The organism is Azospirillum sp. Marseille-Q6669 (assembly GCF_965111635.1).
On the sequence record NZ_CBCOOP010000005.1, the window covers coordinates 156,397 to 169,633 of the forward strand.

At 70.0% G+C, this 13,237-nt stretch carries 11 protein-coding genes; 7 read left to right on the forward strand and 4 right to left on the reverse strand.

The window, feature by feature from the left end:
- Nucleotides 1-75: 75 nt before the first annotated feature.
- Nucleotides 76-2,589, reverse strand: coding sequence for a helicase-related protein (locus ACWPXE_RS26040; protein ID WP_454020165.1), 2,514 nt, complete (start codon nt 2,587-2,589; stop codon nt 76-78).
- Nucleotides 2,590-2,761: 172 nt separating this feature from the next.
- On the opposite strand from ACWPXE_RS26040, the gene ACWPXE_RS26045 reads away from it, so the two are divergent.
- Nucleotides 2,762-4,399, forward strand: coding sequence for a hypothetical protein (locus ACWPXE_RS26045; RefSeq protein WP_454020166.1), 1,638 nt, complete (start codon nt 2,762-2,764; stop codon nt 4,397-4,399).
- Nucleotides 4,400-4,629: 230 nt separating this feature from the next.
- Nucleotides 4,630-6,519 (forward strand): molecular chaperone HtpG, encoded by a 1,890-nt coding sequence (gene htpG, locus ACWPXE_RS26050; protein WP_454020167.1) that lies wholly within the window; start codon nt 4,630-4,632, stop codon nt 6,517-6,519.
- A 99-nt stretch (nt 6,520-6,618) separates the two neighbouring features.
- Here the strand turns inward: htpG and ACWPXE_RS26055 are convergent, their stop codons facing one another.
- Nucleotides 6,619-7,812, reverse strand: coding sequence for a sensor histidine kinase (locus ACWPXE_RS26055; protein WP_454020168.1), 1,194 nt, complete (start codon nt 7,810-7,812; stop codon nt 6,619-6,621).
- 103 nt (nt 7,813-7,915) lie between these two features.
- Nucleotides 7,916-8,857 carry a transglutaminase family protein gene (locus ACWPXE_RS26060; protein ID WP_454020169.1) on the reverse strand — a complete coding sequence of 314 codons (942 nt, stop codon included), beginning with the start codon at nt 8,855-8,857 and terminating at the stop codon, nt 7,916-7,918.
- Between the two features lie 193 nt (nt 8,858-9,050).
- Here ACWPXE_RS26060 and ACWPXE_RS26065 point away from each other — a divergent pair, with 193 nt between their 5' ends.
- The 4 genes from ACWPXE_RS26065 (at nt 9,051) to ACWPXE_RS26080 (ending at nt 11,343) form a co-directional block, all read left to right on the forward strand.
- A complete protein-coding gene (locus ACWPXE_RS26065) occupies nt 9,051-9,485 on the forward strand; it encodes a Fur family transcriptional regulator (RefSeq protein WP_035679968.1) in 435 nt (144 codons plus the stop codon).
- 162 nt (nt 9,486-9,647) lie between these two features.
- Entirely contained in the window at nt 9,648-9,890 is a 243-nt protein-coding gene (locus tag ACWPXE_RS26070) for a hypothetical protein (RefSeq protein WP_237904683.1), read from the forward strand.
- Between the two features lie 241 nt (nt 9,891-10,131).
- Entirely contained in the window at nt 10,132-10,830 is a 699-nt protein-coding gene (locus ACWPXE_RS26075; RefSeq protein ID WP_454020170.1) for an HAD family hydrolase, read from the forward strand.
- Between the two features lie 126 nt (nt 10,831-10,956).
- Nucleotides 10,957-11,343: a response regulator gene (locus tag ACWPXE_RS26080; protein WP_454020171.1), complete on the forward strand. Its 387-nt coding sequence runs from the start codon at nt 10,957-10,959 to the stop codon at nt 11,341-11,343.
- Here the strand turns inward: ACWPXE_RS26080 and ACWPXE_RS26085 are convergent.
- Complete coding sequence (locus tag ACWPXE_RS26085; protein ID WP_454020172.1) at nt 11,338-12,066, reverse strand: SAM hydrolase/SAM-dependent halogenase family protein; 729 nt, start codon at nt 12,064-12,066, stop codon at nt 11,338-11,340. The two genes, ACWPXE_RS26080 and ACWPXE_RS26085, sit on opposite strands and share 6 nt — an antisense overlap.
- 225 nt (nt 12,067-12,291) lie before the next feature.
- Between ACWPXE_RS26085 and ACWPXE_RS26090 the strand changes: the two genes are divergently transcribed.
- A complete protein-coding gene (locus ACWPXE_RS26090; RefSeq protein ID WP_454020173.1) occupies nt 12,292-13,233 on the forward strand; it encodes a metal ABC transporter solute-binding protein, Zn/Mn family in 942 nt (313 codons plus the stop codon).
- The last annotated feature ends 4 nt before the right edge of the window (nt 13,234-13,237 follow it).

Here is a 13,237-nt window from a genome sequence, read left to right on the forward strand (position 1 = left end):
GTTTTCCACCACGCAAACGTCATCCCCTCCCCCGCCCAGCGGGGGAGGGTCAGGTGGGGGCAAGTGTGTATCTCTTCATCCAATTCCCGAAAGCTGGCGCAGCTTGGCGAAGGGGTGGTCGGCGTTGACGGGGACCTCGCGGCGGGGCTTGTGGCGCGGGTTGCGGCGGCGGCGCCAGGAGACCGCCCCATCCTCCGCCACCGAGCGGGTGTAGCCAAGCCCCTTCATCACCGCCCCCAGCTCGTCCGGCTTGGCGCCGATCATCTGGGCCAGCGCCGGCTCGGCCACCGCCCGGCCCTCCTTGGCGGCCGTCAGCAGCTCGGTCTCCAGCCGGTCGAGCATGTCCACCCGCAGCGCCCGCGGCCCCGCCGCCGGATAGCCGATGGCCTCCCAGAAGGCGGGCGGCGCGCCCGTCGCCTCCACCGAGACGCGGCCCGGCGGCGGGATCGGCACCGGCAGGGGCAGGCGGTGCTTCACCGCCCACAGCAGCCCGCGCAGTTCCACGGCCCCCGGCTTGGCGAGCGCGGTCAGGTAGAGATGCGACACGCCGAGCCGCACCCCGTGGCGGGACAGCGCCTTGCGGTCGGCCTTCTCCAGCCCTTCCACCATCGGAGCGACCGGCGCGCGGGGCATCGCCCCCATGTTCTCGACGAGCTGGAAGGCCAGCCCCCGCGCCGTTCCCGTCAGATCGGTCGCATCGCGCAACGCCAGCAGGGGGCGCAGCCGGGCGGCGACGCGGTCCTTCAGCCAGCGCTCCAAGCGGACGCGCACGCGGTCGAGCTGCCCCTGGTCGAGCAGCCCCTCGTCGAAGGGCAGAACCGCCGGGGTCAGAACCGACGGGCCGGGGCCGAGCCGGGCCACCGGCAAGCCGTCCGCCGTCAGCACCCCGTCCGGCCCGAGGGCGAACACGTCGTCCGGCTCCTGCTCGAAGGCGCGCAGGCGGGACGCCACCTCCTCGCGCAGCGCGCGGCGGGCGGCGGTCAGCAGGGACTTGGCCTCCTCCGAGCGCTCCGGCGCGTCGGGGACGAAGCGGAAGCCCTCCAGCCGGCCCACCGGGTGACCCTCCACCACCACCTCGCCGTCGGCGCGCACGCCGCCGATCAGCTCCCGCCCGTCCTTCAGCGTCCGGACCAGCGTGGCCGAGCGGCGGTCGATGAAGCGCTGCGTCAGCCGCTCGTGCAGGGCGTCGGACAGCTTGTCCTCGATGGCGCGGGTGCGCGCCTGCCAGTGCACCGGGTCGGTCAGCCAGCTCGGCCGGTTGGAGATGTAGGTCCAGGTGCGGATGTGGGCGATGCGGGCGACCAGCGCGTCGATGTCGCCCTCGGTGCGGTCCAGCCGGGCGATCTGCTTGGCCGCCCAGTCCTCGTCCAGCCGCCCGATGCCGGTGCGCAGCTGCCGGAAGATCTGCCCGAGCAGCCGGGTGTGGGCGTCCGACAGCACCTTGCGGAAGTCGGGGACCTGGCAAACCTCCCAGAGCAGGCGCACGTTGTCGCGGCCCTTGGCGAGGTCCATCACCTCATGGTCGCGGACCAGCGCCTGGAGCGCCAGATGGTCGTCGGCGTCGCGGGCGCGCAGCAGCTCCGGGATCGGCGGGCGCTCCTCCAGCGACTTCAGCAGGAAGCCCGGCGTGTCGAAGCGCAGCTTGCTGTTGCGCCACATCAGCGTCTTGATCGTCTCGAACTGGTGGTTCTCGACGCGGTCGACCACGTCGGCCTCCAGCTCGCCCACCTCGTCGGTGGTGCCGAAGGTGCCGTCGCGCATGTGCCGCCCGGCGCGCCCGGCGATCTGCGCCACCTCCGGCGCGCGCAGGCGGCGCGGGGCGAAGCCGTCGAACTTCACGATGCGGGCGAAGGCGACATGGTCGACGTCCATGTTCAGCCCCATGCCGATGGCGTCGGTCGCCACCAGATAGTCGACCTCCCCCGCCTGATAGAGCCCGACCTGGGCGTTGCGGGTGCGCGGGGACAGCGCCCCCAGCACCACCGCGGTGCCGCCGCGCTGGCGCCGGATCATCTCGGCCAGCGCGTAGACGTCGGTCGCCGAGAAGGCGACGACGCAGGAGCGCGGCGGCAGGCGCGTCAGCTTGCGGTAGCCGGCGTAGGTGAGCTGCGAGAAGCGCGGGCGGCTGATGAACTCGGCCCGCGGCACCAGCCGGCGGATCAGCGGCTGCACCGTGTCGGAGCCGAGGAACATCGTCTCCACCAGCCCGCGCGCGTTGAGCAGCCGGTCGGTGAAGATGTGCCCGCGCTCCGGATCGGCGCAGAGCTGCACCTCGTCCACCGCCAGGAAGTCCACCGCCCGGTCGAGCGGCATGGATTCCACCGTGCACACCCAGTAGGACGGGCTGGGCGGCAGGATCTTCTCCTCCCCCGTCACCAGGGCCACGGCGTTTTTGCCCTTGATCGACACGATACGGTCGTAGTTCTCGCGGGCCAGCAGGCGCAGCGGAAAGCCGATCATCCCCGTCCGGTGGCCGAGCATGCGCTCGATGGCGAGATGGGTTTTCCCGGTGTTGGTCGGCCCCAGCACGGCGACCACCCGGCCACCCGCACCCAGACCGCCCCCGGACGAAGAAAGGACAGAGGTCATAAGCGTAAGTTTTGGGCCTGGGGACCGGCAATGCAAGCGTCAGGGCGGCCGTGCCATGCCGCAAGGACCATCCGGGGCCGCACTCTTTCGGAAACGGTATAAAACCTCGGGCCGATGGACGGGCGCCGGTTATCCCGTCTACCCTGGCGCGCTCCACCCTAAGGGATTCCTCATGCGCCACACCATGCGCCGTCTTCCCGCCCGTCCGCTCGCCGCCGCGCTGATGCTCGCAACCCTGGCGCTGCCGCCCGCCGCCGCCCGCGCGGAGGCCCCCCCGGTGACCGAGGACGGGGCCAGGGCGCTGGCCGCCGCGCTGAAGGACGGGCTGGCCCGCTGGTTCCCCAAGAGCGAGGGCGACACGACCGAGCTGCGCTGGACCGGCGAGCCGGTGGCGACCCCGGCCGGCGACCATTACGAGGTCGCCCTGCCCGCCCTGACCGCGGTGTCGGATGACGGCACCACCGCCGACATCGGCACCATCCGCCTGATGGTGAAGCCGCAGGACGGCAACACCCACGCCGTCACCGCCACCCTGCCCGACCGCGTCGCCATCCTGGACAACGGCAAGCCGTCGGCCACCGTCAAGCTGGGCCGCCAGCGCATCAGTGCCCTGTGGTCCGGCGCCTACGAGACGGCGCTGTCCATGGACGCGGAGTTGGGCGACCTGTCGGTCACCAGCGACCGCAAGGGCAAGAAGGGCAAGAAGGACGAGAGCGCCCTGACCGTCGGCGCCATCACCGTCGCCGGGGAGTTGAAGCCGGACGGCACCGCCGCCGCCGGCACCCCGCTGTGGAGCGGCCCCGGCGCCCTGTCCGTCAGCAACCTGCGCTTCCTCGACGAGACGAAGAAGGAGGTGCTGAATCTCGGCGGCCTGACGATGGAGGGCACCTACACCCGCGTCGACCTCGCCCGCGCCGACGCCATGCAGCGGCTGACCCAGACCCACGCCCTGGCCGGCACCCAGCCCCCGGCGGCGGAGCTGATCCCGCTGATGCAGAACCTGATGGGCGGGGCCAGCGGGCGGCTCCGCCTGTCCGGCCTGACCGCCCTGAACCCGGAGGATGGCACCCGCCTCGCCCTCGGCCAGCTCGTCCTGCGCGGCAGCGCCGAGGATCTGGACAAGCCGATGGCCTCGACCACCTTCGGGATCGAGTCCAGCGGCCTGACGCTGGAGCCGGAGGTGGCGCCGAAGGCCTTCATGCCGGACAAGCTGGACATCCAGATCAGCACCGCGAAGCTGCCGACCGCCTCGCTGTGGCGGGCCTTCGCCGACCTCGCCACGCTCGCCGAGGCCCAGGCCGCCGCGGGCGAGGAGGATGAAGAGGAAGACGGCGAGGAGGAGGCCGCCCTGCCCGATGACGGGGCCGACGAGGCGGCGATGGCCGCCATCGGCAACCGGCTGATGGGCGCCATGGCCGAGATCGGGACGGAGCTGAGCATCGACCGCTTCGTCGTCAACACCCCGGCGATCTCCGGCACCATGACCGGCGCCATGCGCATGGCCGCCAACTCCGCCTTCGGCGCGGTGGGCAGCAGCACCGTGCTGCTGCGCGGTCTGGACGCCGCCACCAAGGCGATGCAGCCCAAGCCGGGCAAGAAGGCCGACGAGAGCACCCAGAACGCGCTGGGCGTGATCGCCATGCTCCAGGCCTTCGGGCAGGCGTCCAAGGACGACGCCGGCAACGACGTGCGCAGCTACAAGATCGACGTCACCGAGACCGGCCAGTTCCTGCTGAACGGGGCGGACATGAGCGCGATGATGGGCATGGGCCAGCCGACGCCGGAGCCGATCCAGGGCAAGAAGCGCTGAGGCTTGGGGCCGGAAATTTTAGTCCCCTCCCCCGCCCAGCGGGGGAGGGTTAGGGTGGGGGCAAGACTTCCCTCACCCCACCACTCCGGTTGCGAAACTCCACGACAACGCCAGCCGATCGCTCTTGCATGGGGCCGCGCGCTCGCACATATCTGCGCCGTCCTCCGGACCCATCGGCAAGCCCACCACCAACAAGCCCACCACCAACAAGAACGATCAAGGATGACACCATGACCGAGGAACGGCTCAGCTTCCAGGCCGAGGTCAGCCGCCTGCTCGACATCGTCGCGCACTCGCTCTACAGCGAGAAGGAAGTCTTCCTGCGCGAGCTGGTCTCCAACGCCTCCGACGCCTGCGACCGGCTGCGCTACGCCGCGCTGACGCAGCCCGAACTGTCCGCCGACGACCCGAACCTGAAGGTCCGGCTGATCGTGGACAAGGAGGCGCGGACCCTCACCGTGGCCGACAACGGCATCGGCATGAACCGCGAGGATCTGGTCGAGAACCTCGGCACCATCGCGCGCTCAGGCACCGCCGCCTTCATGCGCAACCTGAAGGACAGCGCCAAGGAGGGCGAGGCCAAGAAGGACGTCAACCTGATCGGCCAGTTCGGCGTCGGCTTCTACTCCGCCTTCATGGTCGCCGACCGGGTGGAGGTGCTGACCCGCAAGGCCGGGGAGACGCAGGGCTGGCGCTGGCTGTCGGACGGCAAGGGCGAGTTCACCATCTCCGACGTGGCCGACCTGCCGCGCGGCACGCAGATCAAGCTGCACCTGCGCGAAGGCGACGACGAGTATCTGGAGGAGCACCGCCTCTCCGCCATCGTCCGCAAATACTCCGACCACATCGCCATCCCGATCCTCTTCGGGGAGGGCGAGGACGCCAAGTCGCTGAACAGCGCCTCGGCCCTGTGGATGCGCTCCAAGAACGAGATCACGGCGGAGCAGTACACGGAGTTCTACCACCATGTCGGGCACGCCTTCGACGATCCGTGGCTGACCCTGCACTGGCGGGCCGAGGGCGCCATCGAATACACGAACCTGCTGTTCGTGCCGTCCTCCAAGCCGTTCGACCTGTTCGACCCCAAGCGCGCCCACCGGGTGAAGCTGTACGTCAAGCGCGTCTTCATCACCGATTCGGCGGAAGGGCTGCTGCCGCCCTACCTGCGCTTCCTGCGCGGCGTGGTGGACAGCGAGGATCTGCCGCTGAACATCAGCCGCGAGATGCTCCAGCACAACCCGATGCTGGCCAAGATCCGCGCCGGCATCACCCGCCGCGTCCTGTCGGAGCTGGGCAAGAAGGCCCGCGACACTGAGAAGGCGGAGGAATACGCGGCCTTCTGGGAGAATTTCGGCGCCGTCCTCAAGGAGGGCCTCTACGACGACTACGAGCACCGGGACGATCTGCTGAAGCTGATGCGCTTCCGCAGCACCGCCGGTGACGGTCTGGTCTCGCTGGAGGAGTATCTGGGTCGCATGAAGGAGGGCCAGGAGGCCATCTTCACCATCAGCGGCGACGACATCGAGACGCTGAAGCGCAGCCCGCAGCTTGAAGGCTTCAAGGCCAAGGGCGTCGAGGTGCTTCTGCTGACCGACCCGGTGGACGAGTTCTGGGTGCCGTCGGTCGGCAGCTTCCAGGACAAGCCCTTCAAGTCGGTGACCCGCGGCGGCGCCGATCTCGGCAAGATCCAGGGCGGCGAGGAGAAGCCGGCCGAGGAGAAGGCCTCCGAAGGTGAGCTGACCGACCTGCTGGTCCTGCTGAAGCTGACGCTCCAGGACGTGGTGAAGGACGTCCGCCCGTCGGAGCGCCTGACCGACAGCGCCGTCTGCCTCGTCGCCGACGAGAACGACATGGACATGCACCTGGAGCGCCTGCTGAAGCAGCACAAGCAGCTCGGCATGGACGCCCCGGCGGCCAAGCGCATCCTGGAGGTCAATCCCGCCCACCCGCTGATCAAGCGCCTCGCCGAGCGCGCCAAGGCGAGCGGTGCGGCGACCTCGCTGGACGACGCGGCGTGGCTGCTGCTCGACCAAGCGCGCATCGTGGAAGGCGAGGCCCTGCCCGACCCCGCCGCCTTCGCCCGCCGTCTGGCGAGCGCAATGGAGAAGGGGCTGGCATAAGCCCCACGGTGCCCCCTCCTAACCCTCCCCGCTCTCGCAGGGGAGGGGACCAAATCTCCCTCCCCTGCGAGAGCGGGGAGGGCCGGGGTGGGGGCAACGCTACCCGCCCACCCGCTCCGCCGGGAAGACCAGCGTCATGGTGGTGCCGCGGTCGGGGGCGGTGTCGATGTCAAGACGGCCGCCGTGAAGCTCCACCAGCCGCTTGGTCAGAGGCAGGCCGAGGCCGGTGCCGATGTGGTTGCGGCCCAGCGCGCTGTCGATCTGGCCCCAGGGCTCCAGCGCCTTTTCCAGCTCGTCGGCGGTCATGCCGATGCCGGTGTCGTGCACCGACAGGCACAGCGTCCCATCGGCCGCCACGCGGCCGTTCAGAGTGACCACCCCGTCGGGCGGCGTGAACTTCACCGCGTTTGACAGCAGGTTCAGCAGCATCTGCCTCAGCTTGCGCTCGTCGGCGCGCAGCGGCGGCAGGTCGGGCGGTAGCTCCGTGTCGATGCCGACCCCGGCCCGCCCGGCGCGGTCGGACAGCAGGCGGGCGCTGCCCACGGCGACGCGCGGCACGTCCACCAGGGATTCGGCCAGCTCCAGCCGCCCGGCCTCGGCCTTCGACAGGTCGAGCAGGTCGTTGATCAGGTCCATCAGATGGCGACCGCTTTCCGCGATGTCGCGGGCGTAGTCGCGGTAGAGCGGGTTGGAGATCGGCCCCAGGACCTCCTGTTCCAGCAGCTCCGCGAAACCCATCATGGCGTTCAGCGGGGTGCGGATCTCATGGCTCATGCAGGCGAAGAAGGCGGTCTTGGCCCGGTTGGCGCGCTCCGCGGCGCGGCGGGCCTCGTCAAGCTGGCGGGTCCGCTCGATGATCTGCTCGTCCGTCCGCGCCAGCAGAGCCACCCCCGACCCGATGCCGAGGTACCGCCCGTTCTCCAGCACGACGAAGCCGGACGCCAGCGCGCCGGGATTGTCCTGCATGATCCGCCGCGCGACCTCGCAGAGCGGAAGGTCCGCCTCGACCAGCAGCGGCGCCGGGTCCATCGCCGTCCGTGCCGGCGCCTGCGGATCGGCAATCCCCGCCAGCGCCAGACGGTCCACCAGCCCCAGAACGCGTCCGTCCTCCGCCGTCACGGCGAGCGCCGGCAGGCCGGGCTGGGCGGCCAACCGATCCCGCAGGGTGCGGCAGGGCACGTCCGGCCCGACGGACGGCTCAGGGACGGCCAGCAGGGCCGCCGTCAGGACAGGGGCGGCCTCCGTTTCCGGCGTGCCGCCGGGGGCGGGACTGGTCGGATCGGGATCGAGCACGGGGTGACGCAGCCTCGTCTGTCGGATGGGACGGTTAGTCCGGAACCGAAGCAGCCCCGGACCCTCCATCCTGCCAGACGTTCGTTTGCAATTGGTTGCCGTGTCAGGCGGCGCCGGCCGCCGGCACCGGGTTCTGCGGAGCGCCGCCGGCACCCGTCCCGCCGGTCGCGGTGACCTGCACATCCACCGTCATGCCGAGGAAATCCGCCGGCGCTCCGATCCAGGAACCACCGAGCGGCACCGCCTGCGAGGGGTCGCGGGCGACGGCGACGCGGATCAGGTTCTTGCCGCCGACGATGCCGTTGGTCGGGTCGAACTCCACCCAGCCGCAGCCCGGCAGGTAGATCTCCACCCAGGCGTGGGTCGCCCCGCCGCCGGTCATCGCGCCCTCCTGCCCGTCCCGCGCGGGATCGTAGAGGTAACCGGATACGAAGCGCGCCGCGAAGCCAAGCGAGCGCACCGCCTCCATCATCAGAAGCGCGAAGTCGCGGCAGGAGCCGCTCTTCCACGTCAGGGTGTCCACCGGGCTCTGGGTGCCTTCCAGGTCGCGGGCCTGATAGGTGAAGGTCTCCTTGATGGCCCGGGTCATCGACACCAGCATGTCCTGCGTGTCGGGCGGCCCGCCCTCGCCCAGCGTCACGAACTGCCGGGCCCATTCGTCCACCAGATGCTCGGGGTCCGGATAGTGCCGCTGGGTGGTCAGCGCCAGATCCGGCACCTCCTCCGCGGAATAGCTGAAGGGATAGGAGCGCGCGTAGTCCTCGATGGGGAATTCCAGCTCGCCCATCGGGTAGTGATCGACCCGGATGTGGCTTTCGAAGCGCAGCTCCGTCGCCGGCTGGTCGAATCTCGCCACCGCGATGGAGTTGCCGAAAACGTCGTGGAGCCAGCGGACGGAGGCCGGCGGCGGGCTGATCACCAGACCCGTCTCGATCAACCGCAGATCGTGGCTGTCGCGGGGCCGGAACATCAGGCGGTGGTCGCCGAAGGTCACCGGATTGGCGTAGCGGTAGGTGGTGGTGTGGTGGATGTCCAGGGTCATCATGGCGCGCGCCCTCTCCGTAAGCCGACACCAAACGTCGGCGTTTGTGAATGGTTCCGAATCACAGTATGGTGCTCGGGCTTTTGGGTGGCCGTGCCGGGGAGGGACGGCGGCCAACGCGCGGCCGGGGCCACAGGCGCCAAGCCATACGGGGCCGAACCGCGCGCGCCAGTGAGACGACAACAAGGGGACTTCCATGCCTTCGCGCCTCGAACAGCTCTGCATCGAGAAAGGGCTGAAGATGACCGACCAGCGCCGCGTGATCTCGCGCGTGCTGTCGGAGGCCGCCGACCACCCCGACGTGGAGGAGGTTCACCGCCGGGCGTCCACCATCGATCCGCGCATCTCCATCGCCACCGTCTACCGCACGATGCGCCTGTTCGAGGACGCGAACGTCATCGACCGGCTGGACTTCGGCGACGGCCGCGCCCGCTACGAGGAAGCCGGGTCGGAGCACCATCATCACCTGATCGATCTCGAATCCGGAAAGGTGGTGGAGTTCCAGAATGAAGATCTCGAACGGCTGAAGGAAGTCATAGCCCGCGAATTGGGCTATGAACTGCTCGGCCATAGGCTCGAATTGTATGGTGTTCCGTTGCGCCGCCGCACCACCACGTCGGAGGGGGAGTAACGCCCGGGCGTGCCCAGCCTTGAGTCCTTTGGGACTCGCCGGGCACCATCCGGACGACAATCCCATCAATTGCGGGTTGCGCCGGGCGCGGGTCTGTCCAGAGGCGGTGCGTGGTCCTAGCTTCAGGACCGCACACGAATCATCGACGGACCAACCGCCGCCATGGACGACACGAACAACGACCCGGTTCTCGCCCGCCTCGATCGGCTGACCGACAGCGTCACCCGCCGTCTGGACAAGTTGGAGGAGCGCCTGCGCATCCTGGAGCAGGACAACGGCGAGATCATCAACCTCCTGATCGCCGTGAAGGCCGGGCTGGAGGAATGCGCCGGAGAAATCGCCGTGGGCGAGATGCTCATCGAGGCGGACGACGCGGATGATTCCCCCAGCCCGTCGCTGCACTAAAGCGGATTGCAATCCGCTTTGGACCGCGACGGCGGTCCCGGCCGCACATGCGGCCGAAGCCCGCCTCTCGCGGGAACATCGTTCCCGCTGGCGGCAGGCGGATGCCATCGGCATCCGCTGAGAGCCGGCGAATGAGGCGATGTGAATCTAAAGCGAACGGAAGTTCGCTTTAAGTTGCCCCGGACGGCGCCGTTCAACGCATTTGGCTTGTGACGCGGCGCGTTCCGCCGGATAAGGGCGCATGCAGACCAGCGCCACGCCCGTTTTCGACGCCATCACCTCCGGTCCCTCCACCGGAGGCGCCACCACACACGGCGTCGGTCCCCTGGCCTCCATCGCACCGGGGGTGGCCTTCTTCGACTTCGACGGGACGCTGATCCACGGCGACAGCCTGCTGATGTTCATCGGCGAGGTCATCGGGCGCAACCGCGCCCGGCTGGCCTTCCTGGACGCCCTGCGGTCCGGCCTGCACCGCCACGCGCGCGGGCGCGGGCCGGGGGTGGATTTTCCGGGATCGGTCAAGACCATCCTGCTGCGCCGCACGCTGCGCGGCGTTCCGGTGGCCGACGCGCTGGCCGCCGCGGAGCGGCTGGTCCATCGCATCCGCTGGCACGCCCCGCTGGTCGAGACCCTGAAGATGCACCGGCGCGAGGGGCGACGGGTGGTCGTCGCCACCGGGGCGCTCGACGTCTACATGCCGGCGCTGCTGCGCGGGCTGAACGTCGACGACCTGCTCGCCACCGGGATGGAGGTGGAGGACGGCACCCTGACCGGGCGGCTGTGCACCGGCAATTGCGTCCGGCTCGACAAGCTGGAACGGGTGCGCGGCTGGATCGCCGCCAATGGCCCGTTCGGCGAGACCTGGGGCTACGGCAACCGGCCCAGCGACCTGCCGATGCTGTCCATCGTCGACCGTCCCACCGTCGTCAAAATCCGCTGACCTCAAGATCCGCTGATCGGGCGGCGCGTGCCGCCCATGGGGATTTGCAACCGCAATCCGCTTGGCTTAGAAAGCCCCTCAGGTTCAAGGCCCCTGAAGTTCGGGGAAGCCCGTGGTGAGACCCCCATGACGACCGGCTTTTCCATCGACGCCGACATCCGCCCGCCCGGCCAGGGGGGCCGCAGCGCCGTGGTCGCCGACGACGATCCCGGCCAGCGGGACGCGCTGGCCCGCCATCTGGCCGAACGCGGCTTCACCGTGTCCACGGTGTCCGGCGGCTTCGAGGCGCTGAGCCTCATCGGGGCCGAGGGTCCGTCCGTCGCCCTGCTGCGCCGCCACCGGCTGGAGGATGAGGGGGACCGGGCCGCGGCGCTGGCCTGCATGCTCTACCCGCACACCCGGATCATCCTGACCGCCGGCGCGCCGGACGCCCAGCCGGGGAACAGCCCGGTCACCGTGCTGGTCCGCCCCGTGGATCTGGCGCTGCTCGACCTCTGCCTGGACGGGCTATAGGACGACCTCCACCGGCGTCCCCACCCCCAGCCCGGCGTCATGGTCGGCGCGGCCCCGGTTGACGGCGATCTCCGCCAGACCGCTGGAGTTCGCGTACCACAGCGCCTCCCCCACCGGGACGTCGGCGAAGGTCCGGCCCCGGCGCACCGTGCGCCCACCGGCCCGCAGCACCGCGTTCTCCGGCAGCCGGTCAGCGCGCAGGCCGGTCATGGCATTGCCGTAGACGTCCACATAGACGATCCGCGCCAGATCGTCCGGCCAGTCGGACCGCGCGAGACTGGCCGGAGCGACGGGCTCCAGCGCGACCGGGTTCCCCATGGCAAGGCTGGCCGCCACCGGGGCGAACAGGTCCCGCCCGTGGAAGCTGGCCGACAGCCGCTCGGGCCGCCAGCCGATGGTCCAGGCGCGCACCGACTCGGCCCGCCGCCGCAGAAGCTCGAACAGGCCGTTGTCCGGCCCGACGAAGCGGCGTCCGTCGGCCTCCACCACCAGCGGGCGGCGGTCGGTCCCGACGCCGGGGTCCACCACGCAGAGGAAAACGCTGTCCGCCGGGAACTCCTGAGCGTAGGCGGCCAGCAGATAGGCCGACAGCTGCGGGTCGAAGGCGGGCGCGTCGGCGAACAGGTCGATGACCGGCAGGCCCGGCGCCATCCGCGCCAGCACCGCCTTCATCTGCCCGGTGTAGGGGCCGGACAGCCCGAAATCCGTAAAGAGCACGATCATTCCGCCACTCTAGCGCACTCCGCCCCGTTCGGTAAGACACGGATCGTTACGAGCCGCCTTGCAAGGCCCGAGAGGCGGTTCATATATTCATGGAACGCAAATGCATTCCGCCCCGTTTACTTGGTCCTTCCGCCCTAACCTTGCCGATCTTTGTCGGGATCAATGAATATGAACATATGTTCAAAAACCTTCGCGACGAAGAGCCTGACGAACTTTATTGCCATCATGGGCTTGGCCGTTTGCCTCCTCTTGCCGGGAGCGGCGCAGGCCGAAAGTGAACGGCCCCATATCGTCGCTACCACCGGCATGGTCGCCGACCTCGTGCGGGCGGTGGCGGGCGACCGGGCGGAGGTGGAGGCGCTGATGGGCGAAGGCGTCGATCCGCACCTGTTCAAGCCCACCCGCTCCGACACGGTGAAGCTGCTGCGGGCCGACGCGGTGTTCATCAGCGGCCTGCATCTGGAAGGCAAGATGACCGCTGCCTTCGACCGGCTGCGCGAGTCCGGCAAGCCGGTGGTGGCGTTGGGCGACGCGGTGCCCAAGGAGCGGCTGCTCAGCCCGCCGGAGTTCGAGGGCGCCCACGACCCGCACATCTGGATGGATGTGGGGATCTGGGCGAGCACCCTGCCGTCCATCCGCGACGGGCTGGCCCGGCTCGACCCCGCGGGCGCCGAGACGTACGCCCGCAATGCCGACGCGTACGGGGCGGAGCTGGCGCGGCTCGACGCGTACGCCCGGCGCATCCTGTCCTCCATCCCCGGCAAGGCCCGCGTGCTGGTGACCGCCCACGACGCCTTCAACTATCTGGGCCGCGCCTATGGGATCGAGGTCCGCGGCATCCAGGGAATCAGCACGGAATCCGAGGCCGGGCTGCGGATCATCGAGGAGCTGGCCGCGTTGCTGGCGGACCGCGGCGTGCCGGCGGTCTTCCCGGAAACCAGCGTGTCCGACCGCAACGTCCGCGCCCTGGTCGAAGGGGCGGGGGCGCGCGGCCATCGGGTGACGCTGGGCGGCGCCCTGTTCTCCGACGCCATGGGTGCGCCGGGCAGCTACGAAGGCACCTACATCGGCATGATCGACCACAATGTAACGACCATCGCCCGCGCGCTGGGCGGCGAGGCGCCGGCCGCCGGCTTCCAGGGCAAGCTCGCCCTGGCGCAGCGCTGACGCG